This is a genomic window from Dechloromonas sp. CZR5 (assembly GCF_008711155.1).
Taxonomy (GTDB): Bacteria; Pseudomonadota; Gammaproteobacteria; order Burkholderiales; family Rhodocyclaceae; genus Azonexus.
The window spans coordinates 371,099-385,780 of sequence record NZ_VUYQ01000001.1 but is presented as its reverse complement, the minus strand read 5'-3'; the positions used below and the strand labels follow the sequence as shown (position 1 = coordinate 385,780).

At 61.3% G+C, this 14,682-nt stretch carries 21 protein-coding genes; 5 read left to right on the top strand and 16 right to left on the bottom strand.

The genetic code is table 11. The annotated features are described in order from the left end of the window. Positions 1-3: 3 nt before the first annotated feature. Entirely contained in the window at positions 4-750 is a 747-nt protein-coding gene (locus F1002_RS01935; RefSeq protein WP_150427344.1) for a Nif3-like dinuclear metal center hexameric protein, read from the bottom strand. A gap of 13 nt (positions 751-763) precedes the next feature. Between F1002_RS01935 and F1002_RS01930 the strand changes: the two genes are divergently transcribed. Beyond that, entirely contained in the window at positions 764-1,918 is a 1,155-nt protein-coding gene (locus F1002_RS01930; RefSeq protein ID WP_150427343.1) for a Do family serine endopeptidase, read from the top strand. Between the two features lie 8 nt (positions 1,919-1,926). After that, the gene (locus F1002_RS01925; RefSeq protein ID WP_150427342.1) at positions 1,927-2,733 is read left to right on the top strand and encodes a class II glutamine amidotransferase; all 807 of its coding nucleotides are present in this window, start codon (positions 1,927-1,929) and stop codon (positions 2,731-2,733) included. 44 nt (positions 2,734-2,777) lie between these two features. Here F1002_RS01925 and tatC read toward each other — a convergent pair whose 3' ends face one another. The 10 genes from tatC to hisB all read right to left on the bottom strand — a co-directional run bounded on the left by tatC (position 2,778) and on the right by hisB (position 8,103). Next, complete coding sequence (gene tatC / locus F1002_RS01920) at positions 2,778-3,593, bottom strand: twin-arginine translocase subunit TatC (RefSeq protein WP_150427341.1); 816 nt, start codon at positions 3,591-3,593, stop codon at positions 2,778-2,780. Then, on the bottom strand, positions 3,590-3,955 hold the full coding sequence (gene tatB / locus F1002_RS01915) for a Sec-independent protein translocase protein TatB (RefSeq protein ID WP_150427340.1): 366 nt from the start codon (positions 3,953-3,955) through the stop codon (positions 3,590-3,592). Before tatB ends, tatC begins: the two co-directional genes overlap by 4 nt. A 68-nt stretch (positions 3,956-4,023) precedes the next feature. Beyond that, positions 4,024-4,254 carry a Sec-independent protein translocase subunit TatA gene (gene tatA / locus F1002_RS01910; RefSeq protein ID WP_150427339.1) on the bottom strand — a complete coding sequence of 77 codons (231 nt, stop codon included), beginning with the start codon at positions 4,252-4,254 and terminating at the stop codon, positions 4,024-4,026. A 10-nt stretch (positions 4,255-4,264) separates the two neighbouring features. Next, on the bottom strand, positions 4,265-4,615 hold the full coding sequence (locus tag F1002_RS01905; RefSeq protein ID WP_150427338.1) for a histidine triad nucleotide-binding protein: 351 nt from the start codon (positions 4,613-4,615) through the stop codon (positions 4,265-4,267). After that, complete coding sequence (locus tag F1002_RS01900) at positions 4,612-4,938, bottom strand: phosphoribosyl-ATP diphosphatase (RefSeq protein WP_150427337.1); 327 nt, start codon at positions 4,936-4,938, stop codon at positions 4,612-4,614. The genes F1002_RS01905 and F1002_RS01900 overlap by 4 nt, the downstream gene beginning before the upstream one ends. Then, the gene (gene hisI / locus F1002_RS01895; RefSeq protein ID WP_150427336.1) at positions 4,935-5,333 is read right to left on the bottom strand and encodes a phosphoribosyl-AMP cyclohydrolase; all 399 of its coding nucleotides are present in this window, start codon (positions 5,331-5,333) and stop codon (positions 4,935-4,937) included. Before hisI ends, F1002_RS01900 begins: the two co-directional genes overlap by 4 nt. Next, positions 5,330-6,091 (bottom strand): imidazole glycerol phosphate synthase subunit HisF, encoded by a 762-nt coding sequence (gene hisF / locus F1002_RS01890; protein ID WP_370452107.1) that lies wholly within the window; start codon positions 6,089-6,091, stop codon positions 5,330-5,332. Before hisF ends, hisI begins: the two co-directional genes overlap by 4 nt. Next, entirely contained in the window at positions 6,088-6,828 is a 741-nt protein-coding gene (gene hisA, locus F1002_RS01885; protein ID WP_150427334.1) for a 1-(5-phosphoribosyl)-5-[(5-phosphoribosylamino)methylideneamino]imidazole-4-carboxamide isomerase, read from the bottom strand. Before hisA ends, hisF begins: the two co-directional genes overlap by 4 nt. Before the next feature lie 34 nt (positions 6,829-6,862). Then, on the bottom strand, positions 6,863-7,519 hold the full coding sequence (gene hisH, locus F1002_RS01880; RefSeq protein ID WP_223879422.1) for an imidazole glycerol phosphate synthase subunit HisH: 657 nt from the start codon (positions 7,517-7,519) through the stop codon (positions 6,863-6,865). After that, positions 7,516-8,103 (bottom strand): imidazoleglycerol-phosphate dehydratase HisB, encoded by a 588-nt coding sequence (gene hisB, locus F1002_RS01875; protein WP_150427333.1) that lies wholly within the window; start codon positions 8,101-8,103, stop codon positions 7,516-7,518. The genes hisH and hisB overlap by 4 nt, the downstream gene beginning before the upstream one ends. Positions 8,104-8,181: 78 nt before the next feature. On the opposite strand from hisB, the gene hisC reads away from it, so the two are divergent. Both hisC and F1002_RS01865 read left to right on the top strand, forming a co-directional pair. Next, positions 8,182-9,252 carry a histidinol-phosphate transaminase gene (gene hisC, locus F1002_RS01870; RefSeq protein WP_150427332.1) on the top strand — a complete coding sequence of 357 codons (1,071 nt, stop codon included), beginning with the start codon at positions 8,182-8,184 and terminating at the stop codon, positions 9,250-9,252. A gap of 4 nt (positions 9,253-9,256) precedes the next feature. Then, complete coding sequence (locus F1002_RS01865; RefSeq protein ID WP_150427331.1) at positions 9,257-9,466, top strand: hypothetical protein; 210 nt, start codon at positions 9,257-9,259, stop codon at positions 9,464-9,466. Positions 9,467-9,493: 27 nt separating this feature from the next. Here F1002_RS01865 and ccoG read toward each other — a convergent pair whose 3' ends face one another. After that, complete coding sequence (ccoG, locus tag F1002_RS01860) at positions 9,494-10,900, bottom strand: cytochrome c oxidase accessory protein CcoG (RefSeq protein ID WP_150427330.1); 1,407 nt, start codon at positions 10,898-10,900, stop codon at positions 9,494-9,496. A 145-nt stretch (positions 10,901-11,045) separates the two neighbouring features. Here ccoG and F1002_RS01855 point away from each other — a divergent pair, with 145 nt between their 5' ends. Beyond that, a complete protein-coding gene (locus F1002_RS01855; RefSeq protein ID WP_150427329.1) occupies positions 11,046-11,579 on the top strand; it encodes an Rrf2 family transcriptional regulator in 534 nt (177 codons plus the stop codon). On the opposite strand, the gene F1002_RS01850 is transcribed toward F1002_RS01855, so the two are convergent. The 4 genes from F1002_RS01850 to hisG are packed head-to-tail and all read right to left on the bottom strand — an operon-like array spanning position 11,535 to position 14,576. Next, positions 11,535-12,020, bottom strand: coding sequence for a chromate transporter (locus F1002_RS01850; protein ID WP_255584430.1), 486 nt, complete (start codon positions 12,018-12,020; stop codon positions 11,535-11,537). The genes F1002_RS01855 and F1002_RS01850 overlap by 45 nt on opposite strands. A gap of 29 nt (positions 12,021-12,049) precedes the next feature. Beyond that, a complete protein-coding gene (locus F1002_RS01845; protein ID WP_150427327.1) occupies positions 12,050-12,613 on the bottom strand; it encodes a chromate transporter in 564 nt (187 codons plus the stop codon). Between the two features lie 11 nt (positions 12,614-12,624). Then, the gene (gene hisD / locus F1002_RS01840; RefSeq protein WP_150427326.1) at positions 12,625-13,926 is read right to left on the bottom strand and encodes a histidinol dehydrogenase; all 1,302 of its coding nucleotides are present in this window, start codon (positions 13,924-13,926) and stop codon (positions 12,625-12,627) included. Positions 13,927-13,931: 5 nt separating this feature from the next. Beyond that, positions 13,932-14,576 (bottom strand): ATP phosphoribosyltransferase, encoded by a 645-nt coding sequence (gene hisG / locus F1002_RS01835; RefSeq protein ID WP_150427325.1) that lies wholly within the window; start codon positions 14,574-14,576, stop codon positions 13,932-13,934. Positions 14,577-14,682 lie beyond the last annotated feature (106 nt).

Sequence of the window (14,682 nt, the reverse complement as noted above, 5' to 3'; positions counted from 1 at the left end):
GCATTAAACCGGGTTGTCGAGATCGACAAATTCGCAAGCGATCCCAAACTGTTGTGCCACGTGTTCGGCAAGCGCCTGAACGCCGAAACGCTCCGTGGCATGATGCCCGGCAGCCAGGTAGGCGACACCGCTTTCCCGCGCCAGATGAACGGTCTGTTCCGAAATTTCGCCGGATAGATAGGCATCGATCCCCAGGGCGATGGCCTGCTCGAAGTAGCTCTGGGCACCGCCCGAACACCAGGCGATGCGGCGAATCAGCTTGCTGCCTTCGCCGATCACCAGCGGCGCACGCCCCAGCACGCGGGCAACATCCGCGGCCAGCTCCGCCAGGGTTCCCGGCCCGACCAGGCTACCCAGCCAGGCGATGTCCTGCTCGCCAAAGCGCCCTTCCTCCACCCAGCCCAGACGTTGCGCCAACTGGGCGTTGTTGCCCAGTTCCGGATGCGCATCGAGCGGCAAGTGATAGGCCAGCAAGTTGATGTCGTTCGCCAGCAAACTGGACAGGCGCTTGCGCCGGATACCGGTGACACGACCATCCTCACCCTTCCAGAAATAGCCGTGGTGCACCAGGATGGCATCGGCATTGCGCGCCACCGCGACATCGAGCAGCGCCTGGCTCGCCGTAACGCCGGCAACGAGGCGGACGATCTCGGCGCGACCTTCCACTTGCAGACCGTTTGGGCAATAATCCCGGAACTTTCCGGGCACCAGTAGCCCATCCAGATAGTCCACCAATTCTTCACGCTTCATTCGAGACAATTCCATGCAGAGGTTGTGGCTGATTTTTGCACAAACGGTTACGGTTGCGCTCGCCATTCTGTTCGTCGTCTCCACGCTGAAACCCGAATGGCTGCCTGCACGCCATGGCGTCGTCGCCCTGAAGGAAGTTCCGGCAGGGAGCGATGAAGTCAGGGCCACCCCCACCGGCTCCTACCGCGACGCCGCCCGCGCTGCCCTGCCGTCGGTCGTGCATATCTACACCACCCAGGAAATCAAGCAGCAGCGGCATCCGCTCTTCGACGACCCGATTTTCCGCCACTTCTTCGGCGACCGCCCCGAAGGCCAGCCCCGGCGCAACTCAGGGCTCGGCTCAGGCGTGATTGTCAGCCCCAATGGCTACATCCTGACCAATTTCCACGTCATCGAGAGCGCCGACGACATCCAGGTCTCGCTCAACGACGGCAAGACGTACAAGGCCAAGGTGATCGGCAGCGATCCGGAGTCCGATCTTGCCATCCTGCAGATCAAGGCCGACAAGCTGCCCGCCATCACCTTCGGCCAGATAGACAGTCTGCGCGTCGGCGACGTGGTTCTCGCCATCGGCAACCCCTTCGGCGTCGGGCAAACGGTGACCATGGGCATCGTTTCGGCACTGGGCCGCTCACACCTCGGCATCAACACCTTCGAGAATTTCATCCAGACCGATGCCGCCATCAACCCCGGCAATTCCGGCGGCGCCCTGGTCGACAGCGAAGGGCATCTGGTCGGCATCAATACTGCCATCTACTCGCGCAGCGGGGGCTCGCTCGGCATCGGCTTCGCCATCCCGGTTTCCAGCGCCCGCAGCATCATGGAACAGATCATCCGCACCGGCTCGGTTACCCGTGGCTGGATCGGCGTCGAAGCGCAGGAGATTACCCCGGAACTCGCCGAATCCTTCGGCCTGCCGGGGACCGAAGGCTCGCTGATCGCCGGCGTCGTCCGCGGCAGCCCGGCCGACTCCGCCGGCATCCGTCCCGGCGACATCCTGCTCTCCGTCAATGGCAAGCCGGTCAAGGATCCGCAGGTCATGCTCGACCTGATCGCCGCCCTCACGCCGGACGAGCGCTCCGCGTTCCGCCTGCGTCGCGACAAGGGCATCGTCGAGCTCCAGGTCCGCATCGGCAAGCGCCCCGCCATGCGCACCGAGCGGGAATAAGCCGCGCCATGTGCCAACTCCTTGGGATGAATTGCAACGTCCCGACAGACATCTGTTTTTCCTTCAGCGGATTCCAGGCCCGCGGCGGCGGCACCGACGTCCATTCCGATGGCTGGGGCATCGCCTTCTTCGAAGGCAAGGGCACGCGACTATTTCTAGACCCGCAACCATCGAGCACCTCGCCGGTAGCCGAACTGGTCCGCCATTACCCTATCCGCTCGAAGAATGTCATCGCCCACATCCGCAAGGCGACACAGGGTTCTGTCGGGTTGGAAAACACGCACCCCTTCATCCGTGAGTTATGGGGCCGTTACTGGATATTCGCCCACAACGGCAACCTGCTCGATTTCACGCCAGAACTCAATAGCACCTTCATGCCGGTCGGCCTGACCGACAGCGAACGCGCCTTCTGCTGGCTGCTCCAGGAATTACGCCGCCGCTTCGGTAGCTGCATCCCCGAACGCAGCGCACTGTTCGATGCGGTCCATCAGCTGACGCTGGAGATCAGCCGGCACGGCGAATTCAACTTCCTGCTCTCGAACGGGGATTGCCTGTTTGCCCACGCCTCGACCAAGCTCAGCCACATCGTTCGCCAGGCACCGTTTGCCGAAGCCCACCTCAAGGACCAGGACGTCACCGTCGACTTCAACGACCTGACCCATCCGGACGACCGGGTTGCCGTTATCGCGACCCAGCCGCTGACCGACAACGAGACCTGGACCGATATGGCGCCAGGAACCCTCTGGTGGTTCGAGGAAGGAACTGCGCTCAAGACCCTGACGACCCGCCCGGGCCCCATAAAAAAACCGGCCTGATCAGGGCCGGTTAGCGGTTCTGGCTGAGACGACCAGCAGTCTTCTCAGGATAGCTTGCGAAATTCCTCTTCTGCCTTGTCCATCTCGGCATCGGTAGCCCCTTCCGGAGCACCGGAAACACCCGCTTCGGCTTTCTGACGGGGAGAGACCAAGCGCGACGCCAGAATGCCCAGTTCGTAGAGCAGGCACATCGGAATTGCCAGCGCCAGTTGCGACACCACGTCCGGCGGCGTCACCACGGCAGCCACGACGAAAGCGCCGACGATAAAGTAGGAGCGCCACTCCTTGAGCTTGTCGACAGTCACAATGCCGAGCTTGACCAGCACGACCAGTGCCACCGGCACTTCGAAAGCGATGCCGAAGGCAAGGAACATGGTCATCACGAAAGACAGGTAGGCCTCGATATCCGGCGCAGGGGTGATGCTCTTCGGCGCAAAACTGGCAATGAAACTGAACACCTGCCCGAATACGAAGAAGTAGCAAAAGGACATGCCGGCAATGAAGAGCAAGGTGCTGGAAACGATCAGCGGAATGCCGAGACGCTTCTCATGGGCATACAGACCGGGAGCTATAAAGGACCAGGCCTGAAAAAGGATGTACGGCAAGGCCAATACGAAGGCAACCATCGCCGTGACCTTGAGCGGCACCATGAAGGGGGTGATGACGCCGATGGCGACCATCTTGGTTCCCTCGGGCAGGGCCTTGGTCAGCGGCGCGGCCAGGATGTCGTAGATTTCACCCGGTCCGGGATAGAGACACAGAATGCCAAGCACCACCGCGATGGCGATCAGGCTGCGCAACAAACGGTCGCGCAACTCGACGAGGTGCGAGATGAAAGAATCTTCCTGAACTTCGCTCATGCGGTGGGTTTGCCCGTCGTATCGCCGACCTGCGGCAGGCCCTCGGCCAGCTTGGCGGCGGATTGCAACTCGGCTGCGGCTTCCTGTGCCGGTGCCTCGATGGCCGAACGCGCCGAATCGTATTCCTTGCGTACCGACTCTTCCATGGCACGGGCGGAATCGGTGACCTGCGTCTGCAGCTTTTTCAACTCGTCGAGCTGGATTTCGCGATTGATGTCCGACTTGACGTCACTGACATAGCGCTGGGCACGGCCAAGCAGATGGCCGAGCGTACGTGCCACCTTGGGCAGGCGCTCGGGACCGATGACGATCAGCGCCACGACGCCGATCACCATCAATTCGGAAAAGCCGATATCGAACATGGTTGTCAGTAGTGAGTTGTTCGTTGCCAGCCGATCACTGCGAGCGACCGGCAACCAGCGGCCAAAGCCTAGCTTTTCGTCTTTTCCTTGACTTCGACGTCAATGGTCTGGCCACCGACCTGCTGCGCAGGCTTGGCTTCTTCCGCCGGCTTGTCGGCGTTCGCTTCCTTCATGCCGTCCTTGAAACCCTTGACCGCACCGCCCAGATCCTGGCCGACGTTACGCAGCTTCTTGGTACCGAAAATGAGCATGACGATGACCAGAACGATCAGCCAGTGCCAAATGGAAAAACTGCCCATGGTTTGTCTCCTAGATACGTTTCAGCATGGGGCCGACCGGGTCCGGACCGCCCACGATGTGCGCGTGCAGGTGCGGCACTTCCTGCTGCCCCACACGACCTGTGTTGATGATCACCCGGAAACCATCCGGGCTGCCTTGAGCCACCGCAATTTCATTGGCCTTGGCCAGAATTTTGCCGAGAACGAAGGTATCTTCCGCCGTCGCCGTCGCCAGCGAGGTGATGTGCTTCTTCGGTATCACCAGCACATGCACCGGGCGAGCGGGGTTGATGTCGTTGAAGGCGAGGATATCCTCATCCTCGTAGACCTTGGTAGAGGGGATTTTCCCTGCAACGATCTTGCAGAAGAGACAATCGCTCACTTTTGGCCCCGCGACGCCTTTTCATCGATGCCGGAAATCCCTTCACGGCGGCGCATTTCCTGCGACACATCCTCGATACCCATATCATAAAAGGCCAGCAGGACCAGGATGTGATAGATCACGTCGGTCGATTCGCGAACGATGTTGAGGCGCTTGCCATCCTTGCCGGCCATGATCAACTCGGCGCACTCCTCGCCGATCTTCTTCAGGATCGAATCCGGTCCGTCGGCGAACAGCTTGGCGGTATACGACTTTTCCGGATCGGCATGGCGACGGGAGGCCAGCGTCTCGGAAAGACGGTGCAGGATGTCATGCGTGCTCATTGGTAGATTTCCTTCGGGTCTTTCAAAACCGGATCAACGGGAATCCAGCGATCCCCTTTCAATTCATTGAAGAAGCAGCTTGCCCGACCGGTATGACAGGCAATGCCGCCCACTTGTTCGATGGAAAGCAGCAACACGTCGCCGTCGCAGTCGGTGCGGATGGACTTCACTTTCTGGAAGTGACCTGACTCCTCACCCTTGCGCCACAGACGCTTTCTTGAACGCGACCAGTATACCGCGTTGCCGCAGGCGATCGTTTCCTGCAGCGACTCGCGGTTCATGTAGGCGAACATCACGATCCGTCCGCTCTGATCCTGCGCGATGGCGGGAATCATGCCGTCGGCGTCCCATTTCAGGGCAGCCAGCCAGTCGAGGGAATTATCGAGATCGCTCACAGGCGGACTTCGATACCGCGCGCTGCCATGTATTCCTTGGCCTGGCGCACCGTGTATTCGCCGAAGTGGAAGATCGAGGCCGCCAGCACCGCATCGGCGCGGCCCTCGGAAACGCCGTCGGCCAGGTGCTGCAGATTACCGACGCCGCCGGAGGCGATGACCGGAATCCGGACTGCATCAGATACACCGCGCGTCAGCGGCAGGTCGAAGCCATTCTTGGTACCGTCGCGATCCATGCTGGTGAGCAGTATCTCGCCAGCCCCCAGCGCCTCGACCTTCTTCGCCCATTCAATGGCATCGAGACCGGTATCGTTGCGGCCGCCATGCGTAAACACATGCCACTTGCCCGGCGCCACCTGCTTGGCGTCAATGGCGACGACGATGCACTGCGAGCCGACCTTGCTCGACGCATCGAACACCAGATCCGGATTCTGCACCGCTGCCGTATTCATCGACACCTTGTCGGCGCCGGCGTTGAGCAACCTGCGGACATCCTCGACCTTTCGTACGCCACCACCCACGGTCAGCGGAATGAAAACCTGCTCGGCGCAGGCTTCTACGATGTGCAGGATGATGTCGCGCTGATCGGACGAGGCGGTGATATCGAGGAAAGTGACCTCATCGGCGCCCTGCTCGTTGTAGCGGCGGGCGATCTCGATGGGATCGCCGGCATCGCGCAGACCGACGAAATTGGTGCCTTTGACAACCCGGCCTGCCGTGACGTCGAGGCAGGGAATGATGCGTTTGGCGAGCATCAGGCACCCAGCTCGTCAGCGAGCTTCTGGGCCGCCGCGAAATCGAGCGAGCCGTCGTAGATGGCCCGACCGGCAATGGTACCGACCACGCCTTCGCCTTCAACCGAGCAGAGCGCCTTGATGTCGTCCAGGTTGGACAGGCCGCCGGAGGCGATGACCGGAATGGTTAGCGCCTGCGCCAGGCGCACGGTCGCTTCGATATTGATGCCTGACAGCATGCCGTCGCGCCCGATGTCGGTGTAGATGATCGACTCGACGCCGTAATCCTCGTATTTCTTGCCCAGATCGACCACGTCGTGGCCGGTCAGCTTGGACCAGCCATCGGTCGCCACCTTGCCGTCCTTGGCATCCAGGCCGACGATGATGTGGCCAGGGAAGGCCACGCAGGCATCGTGCAGGAAGCCGGGGTTCTTGACCGCCGCAGTACCGATGATGACATAGGACAAACCGCCATCGAGGCAGGCTTCGATGGTGTCGAGGTCGCGGATCCCGCCGCCAAGCTGGACCGGGATTTCATCGCCGACTTCTGCCAGGATGGCCTTGATCGCCGCCGCATTCTTCGGCTTGCCGGCGAAAGCGCCGTTCAAGTCGACCAGATGCAGGCGACGCGCGCCCCTGTCCAGCCAGTGCCGCGCCTGCTCGGCGGGGCTTTCTGAAAAAACGGTGGCCTCTTCCATCAGGCCCTGTTTCAAACGGACGCACTGGCCGTCCTTGAGGTCAATTGCGGGAATAATCAGCATGGGAGTCTAGGAGAATAAATTCGACGACAGCGAATCAGGGGTGCCATTCGACAAAGTTTTTCAACAATTGCAAACCGTCGCGGGCGCTTTTCTCGGGGTGGAATTGAACCGCAAAGATATTATCCCGCCCCACCGCACAGGTAAAGGGGACACCATATTCGCAAGTGCCAGTCACCAGAGCCGCATCGGCGGGTTGTACGAAATAGCTGTGCACGAAATAGAAGCGGGCACCGTCGGCGATGCCGTTCCACAAGGCATGGGGCACCTGACGGACTTCGTTCCAGCCCATATGCGGCACCTTCAGGCGCTCACCGGTGGCCAGAAACATTTTTTCATCCGGAAAGCGGACGACATTGCCGGGAAATACGCCGAGCGCCGGCACATTGCCTTCATCGCTATGCTCGAACAGCATCTGCTCACCGACGCAGATGCCGAGGAAAGGTTTTTCCTGGGCCGCCTGCAGGACGGCAGCACGCAGGCCGCGGGCATCAAGCTCCCCCATGCAGTCCGGCATCGCGCCCTGACCGGGAAAGACGACCCGCTCCGCCGCCGCCACCACGGCCGGATCGGCCGTGACGACGACCGGCTTGCCGCCGGAAACATGTTCCAGTGCCTTCGACACGGAACGCAGATTGCCCATGCCGTAGTCGATGACGGCGATGGCGCCGTCGACCTTGCAGCCAGCGCTCACAGCGTGCCTTTCGTCGAGGGCATGGCGCCGGCCATGCGCGGATCGGGCGTGACCGCCATGCGCAGGGCACGACCGAAAGCCTTGAAGACGGTTTCGGCCTGGTGGTGGGCATTCTTGCCACGCAGGTTGTCGATGTGCAACGTCATGCCGGCGTGATTGACCAGGCCGTGGAAGAATTCGGAAACCAGATCGACATCGAACTGGCCGATCATCGCCCGCGTGAAATCGACATTGAGTTCCAGACCGGGACGGCCGGAGAGGTCGATAACCACACGCGACAGCGCTTCGTCGAGCGGCACGTAGCTGTGGCCGTAGCGGGTCAGGCCCTTCTTGTCGCCCCATGCCTTGGCCAGCGCCTGGCCGAAGGTAATGCCGATATCCTCGACGGTATGGTGCGCATCGATGTGCAGGTCACCCTTGGCGTCGATATCGAGATCGATCAGGCCGTGGCGGGCAATCTGGTCGAGCATGTGGTCGAGAAAGGGCACGCCGGTGGCAAATTTGCCCTGGCCGGTGCCATCGAGATTGAGACGGACGGTGATCTGCGTCTCCAGGGTATTACGGGTAACTTCGGCTTGCCGCATGAGGGTTGGCTGCAAAACGTTGAATCGGAAGGGCATGATACCATTTCGTCCCGATTTTCAGCTTTCCGTGAATTCCCCATGAGCCGCTTCTGGAGCCAGGTCGTCAACGGCCTCACCCCCTACGTCCCGGGCGAGCAGCCCAAGATCGCCAACCTGATCAAGCTGAACACCAACGAGAATCCCTACCCGCCCTCGCCCAAGGTGCTGGCGGCAATTCAGGCGGAACTCGACGGTGATGCCGCGCGTCTGCGCCTTTACCCGGACCCCAATTCCGACCTGCTCAAGGCGGCCGTCGCCCGGCTGCACGGCGTGTCGGCACAGCAGGTGTTCGTCGGCAACGGCTCGGACGAAGTGCTGGCCCACATCTTCATGGCCCTGCTCAAGCACGATGCGCCCATCCTGTTTCCGGACATCACCTACAGCTTCTACCCGGTGTATTGCGGGCTGTACGGAGTCGATTACCAGACCGTGCCGCTGGCCGACGACTTTTCGATCAATCCGGCCGACTACGTGGGCAAGGCGAACGGCGGCATCATTTTCCCCAACCCCAATGCCCCGACCGGCCGCCTGCTCGCCGTCGACGCCATCGAACAGATCGCCAAGGCCAATCCGGATTCGGTCATCGTCGTTGACGAAGCCTATGTCGACTTTGGCGGCGAATCGGCCATCAAGCTGGTCGACCGCTACGACAACCTGCTGGTCGTGCATACGCTATCGAAGTCACGCTCGCTGGCCGGCCTGCGTGTCGGCTTCGCGGTCGGCCACCCGGCCCTGATCGAAGGACTGGAACGGGTCAAGAACAGCTTCAACTCCTACCCGCTGGACCGCCTGGCCATCGTCGGTGCCGTTGCTGCCATGGAGGACACCACCTATTTCGAGCAGTGCTGCCAGGCCGTCATCGCCACGCGCGATACGCTGTCGTCCAATCTGGCCGGACTCGGTTTCGAGGTGCTGCCGTCGGCGGCCAATTTCATCTTTGTCCGTCACCCGCAGCGCGACGCAGGGGAACTGGCCAAGGCGCTCCGCGATCGAAGCATCATCGTCCGCCATTTCAAGTTGCCGCGCATCGAGCAGTTCCTGCGCATCACCGTCGGCACCGATGCCGAATGCCAGGCGCTGGTCTCCGCGTTGCGCGAAATTCTCGCCTGACCCCATGGACACCATCTGGAAACGCCCCGACGGCAGCATCGTCGCCTGCACCGAGAAGATCAAGGTACTGCGCGAAAACCTCGAAGAACTGCGCCAGATGGCGCAGGATGCGTTCGAGGATGCATTGCTGATGGAGTGCGACGAAAACCAGATCAGGACTGTTTTTCAGGATCTGATGACAGGCCTCGAGAATCCCTACAAGCAGGATCGCTAAGCGCCAGAGACAGCCGTGCCGGGGCCGCTATGGCATCCAGAACCTGGCTGACTCGGTCGCCACCACCGCCGGATCGGTCACATCCTCGACCTTGATGCGAATGTTGTGAGCACCGGCGCCGACAGCCCCCTGCTCAAGCGACAGGACCAGCGCCGCTTCGCCAATTGCCGCCGCAGGCACCGACACTTCCCGCTCATCGGCAATACGCAGGCCAGGTAGCCCGTCCGCAGAAATGCGGTAGCGGCGTGCCTGCTCACTGGCGTTGGTCAATTGCAGGGTATAGCTGTTCTCGATGCTGCCATCTGCAGCCTCCCGCGACATGGCAGCCCGGTCACGGATCACCGAAACCTTGAGCGGCACCTTGGTGGCCAGCGACCAGGCGGTGGCACCGGATACCGACAGGAATATGGCCAGATAAATGAGCACCCGTGGGCGGAAGGCTCGCCGGATTATCTCGCCCCGCGATGCCTTGCTGAGCACGGCATTCTCGGTTGAATAACGTATCAGGCCCCGGGGATAGCCCATTTTGTCCATGACCTGATCGCAGGCATCGACACACGCAGCACAGCCGATGCATTCGAGTTGCAAGCCATCGCGGATATCGATGCCGGTCGGGCAGACCTGGACACAAATGCTGCAATCGATGCAATCGCCCAGCCCTGCCGAGCGCGGGTCCATACCTTTCGCCCGTCCGCCTCGTGGATCGCCGCGCTCTTGGTCATAGGTGATATTCAGCGTGTCGCGATCGAACATCACAAACTGGAACTGGGCGTAGGGGCAGATGTACTTGCACATGTGCTCCCTTAGGAATCCTGCGTTTCCGTAGGTGGCGGCGCCGTAGAAGAATATCCAGAAAATTTCCCAGGGACCGAGGGACAAGCTGCCCGCACTCGCCAGCAAATCGCGGATGGGCGTGAAATAGCCGACAAAGGTCAGGCCAGTCCACAGCGACAGGATCAGCCACAGGGCATGCTTGGTACTCTTGACCGCCAGCTTGTGAGGCGACCAGGGCGCCGCATCGAGCTTGATTCGCTTGGGGCGGTCACCTTCCACCCGTCGCTCTATCCATAGAAAAATCTCGGTATAGACCGTTTGCGGACAGGTATATCCGCACCATAAACGCCCCGCAACCGCTGTAAACAGAAAGAGGGCCAGGGCTGAAAGCGCCAGCAGGATGGCAAGGTAGATGGTGTCCTGCGGCCACAGAACGAACTCGAAGAGGTAAAAACGGCGGGCATCGAGATCGAACAGGACCGCCTGTCGGCCATTCCAGGGCAGCCAGCACAATCCGTAAAAAATGAGTTGGGTCAGCCCGACCATGACCCAGCGCCAGCGCTGGAAATACCCCTTGATCGAGCGCGGATAGATTTTTGCATCGACATCGAGCACGGGCTTTATCTCGATCACGCGCTTGCTGTGCTTGTTCTCTGACATCGTCCTGGGGTTGGAATGATCATATTGAGTTGGGATAGACTGCCAAAGGTATCATGAGACCCATTTTAAAGATGTATATTTTTTGCATCTTTAAAATACCGACACCGGAAACGAAATGCAATCCGCACAGCGCGGATGACACTTTATGCACCTGAGCACCTTCACCGACTACACGCTGCGCGTACTGATGTATCTGGCCGTCGCCAAGGACCGCCTGGCAACCATCTCGGAACTCGCCACCGCCTATGGCGTTTCGCAAAACCACCTGATGAAGGTTGTGCATCAACTATCGAAGAGCGGAATCGTCGAATCGGTTCGCGGCAAGGGGGGCGGCATCAAGCTGGCACACCAGCCGAATCAAATCAGGCTGGGTGGCGTTATCCGGGCCAGCGAAGGAGATGCCCCCATCGTCGAGTGCTTCTCCGCGGAAAGAAACGGGTGTCGCATTGCCCCGGCCTGCCGTCTGAATCACATACTTGCCCGGGCTTTCGACAGTTTGTTCGAAGCTCTCGATACCTACACGCTCGCCGACCTGACAGGCAACGACCAAGAACTGGCCGCACTGATGCGGCTCAACGTGCCATCAGGCCGCCTGCCCAAAGAAGCCAACGGGAAAGCCGGGAATCCGGATCGTTCAGACCCAACCCGACAGGCCGACGACCCCGCCCAGGACAATTAGCCAGAGCGGATGCAATTTTGTCTTCAGATTGACTAAAACAGTCGCCCCGACGATCAGCCATGCCGCCCATCCGAAGGCGGCAGCCTGCGCGATCAACGTAGCCCCCGAAAAGATCAGTCCGACAGCAAGCGGAGCCACCCCGAGGCTGATCGCCTTTTGCCAGCGAGCGCCAGCAAACCCCTCCCAACGGTCGATCAGGAGGTAGATGGCCACACTCATCGGCAGGCACATCGCAACGGTGGCCGCCAAGGCCCCTGCCAGGCCGGCGACATGCCAGCCGATCAGCGTAACGACCAGGACATTCGGCCCCGGCGCGCCCTGAGCGATGGCGTACAGGTGGGTAAACGTGGCATCGTCCATCCAGTGGCGGCTTTCGACCACCACGCGATGCATCTCCGGCAGCAGCGCCGTGGCGCCGCCAAAGGCGACAAAAGATAGCAACGCAAATTCAAGAAACAAGGCGACCACGATCACGAGCGGCCCAGCCTTATATAAGCTAGCCCACCGGCGAGCGCCAGCCCCAGCAGCATGACCCAGGGCATCGGCCAGCGCAGCCAGGCAATCGCCGCAACAACCAGAACCGAGAAAGGCAGGAAGAGTGCCTTGCCCTTGATGGCAAGTCCCATGCGCCATGCCATGGCGAACAGCAATCCGCAACCGACAGCGGCAACACCGCGCAACATGCCTTGCGCGAGGGGCAAGCTGCCGTAGCGGTCGTAGAGCATGGCCAGCAAGAACACGATCAGCATCGGCCCGGCCAGCAGGCCGACCGGCGCGACCACGGCACCCAGTGCACCTTGATAGCGCTTGCCGACGACGACGGCCAGGTTGACCACATTCGGCCCGGGCAAAAACTGGCAAAGGCCGAGCAGCGCATTGAATTCCTCCGCCGTCAGCCATTGCCGCTCCTCCACCAGCATGCGTCGCGCAAAAGGCAGCACGCCGCCGAACCCCGACAAACCGACGGTGGAAAAGGCAAAAAAAAGCGCCCGGAGGTCCGGGCGGCTTCTCTCTGTGGCCGAGGTATCACGCAAGGCGCGCCACCTCAGCGATCAAGCCGGAATTCGGCCGACTGGGCATGAGCCGGCAGGCCCTCGCCCTGCGCCAGGATCGAGGCGATGCGGCCCAGCGTCTGCGCCCCTGCTTGGGACACCTTGATCAGGCTGGTCCTTTTCTGGAAATCGTAGACGCCGAGCGGCGACGAGAACCGGGCGGAACCGGAAGTCGGCAAAACGTGGTTCGGCCCGGCGCAGTAATCGCCGAGCGATTCCGAAGTGTAGTGGCCGATGAAAATGGCACCGGCGTGATGGATTTTCTCGACCCACGGATCGGGGTTGTCGAGCGCCAGTTCCAAGTGTTCGGGCGCGACGCGATTGGCGATGGCCACCGCTTCATCCATGTCGCGAACCAGGATGAAAGCGCCACGGTTGGTCAGCGAAGTGCGGATGACCTCCTGGCGCGGCATGGTCGGCAGCAATTTCTCGATGCTGGCCTGCACGCGCTCGATGAAAGCCGCGTCGGTGCAGATCAAGATGGACTGCGCCAACTCGTCGTGCTCAGCCTGCGAGAACAGATCCATTGCCACCCAATCCGGATTGCCGGAGCCGTCCGAAACGACCAGGATTTCCGACGGACCGGCGACCATGTCGATGCCGACGATGCCGAATACCCGGCGCTTGGCGGTGGCGACATAGGCGTTGCCCGGACCGACAATCTTGTCGACCTGCGGTACGGTTTGCGTGCCGTAGGCCAGCGCACCGACGGCCTGCGCGCCGCCGATGGTGAACACGCGATCGACACCGGCCAGACAGGCCGCCGCGAGCACCAGCTGGTTGTGCTCGCCGCCCGGCGTCGGGACGACCATGATCAGTTCCTTGACGCCGGCAACCTTGGCCGGAATGGCGTTCATCAGCACCGACGACGGGTAGGCTGCCTTGCCACCCGGCACGTAGAGGCCGACGCGATCCAGCGGAGTGATCATCTGGCCAAGCAGGGTGCCGTCGGCTTCGGTGTAGGACCAGCCGTCGAGCTTCTGGTGCTCGTGGTAGGCCTTGACCCGGGCAGCAGCTGCTTCGAGGGCGGCACGGCGGTCGGCCGGCAGACCGTCGAGGGCCTTCTGCAATTCACTCTTCGACAGCTCCAGATCGGCCATCGAGGCGGCGGTCAGCCGGTCGAACCTGTTGGTGTATTCGACGACCGCGGCATCACCGCGCGCCTTAACGTCGGCCAGAATGCCGGCGACCGTGCGCTCGATACCTTCATCAGCGGCTGCCTCGAAAGCGAGCAGCGCATCCATGTTTGCCTTGAAATCGGCGTCAACCGTAGAAAGGCGCTTGATGGCGACCATAGGACTTACTTCTCCACCGCCTGGGCAAAGGCGTCGATAATCGGTTGCAGGGTTTCGCGCTTGACCTTCAGCGAGGCCTGATTGACGACGAGGCGCGACGAAATGTCCATGATGTGCTCGCAGGCGACCAGCTTGTTGGCCTTCAGCGTGCCGCCGGTCGATACCAGATCGACGATGGCATCGGCGAGACCAGCCAGCGGCGCCAGCTCCATCGAGCCGTAGAGCTTGATCAGATCGATATGAACGCCCTTGGCGGCAAAATGTTCCCGCGCCGTCTTGGTGTATTTCGATGCCACCTTGAGACGCGCCCCTTGGCGGACGGCATTCTCGTAATCGAAGCCTTCCGGAATGGCGACCATCATGCGGCACTTGGCGATCTTCAGGTCGAGCGGCGCGTACAGCCCCTCGCCGCCGTGCTCGATCAGCACGTCCTTGCCAGCCACGCCGATGTCGGCGGCACCGTACTGGACATAGGTCGGCACATCGGTGGCGCGGACGATGACCACCCGCACGTTCGGCTGGTTGGTCTCGATGATCAGCTTGCGCGAGGTTTCCGGGTTTTCGGTCGGCACGATCCCCGCAGCGGCGAGCAGCGGCAGGGTTTCGTCGAAAATGCGGCCCTTGGACAGGGCAATGGTGATGGTCGTCACGGGAAGGCTTGCTAAAAAGGCGAAAGCGCCATTTTAGCAGAGCCGATAGGGCGTCTTCACAGTAACCGGCAAGCCAGCGTTTGCCGTGACGGGATGGGCGCCAAGG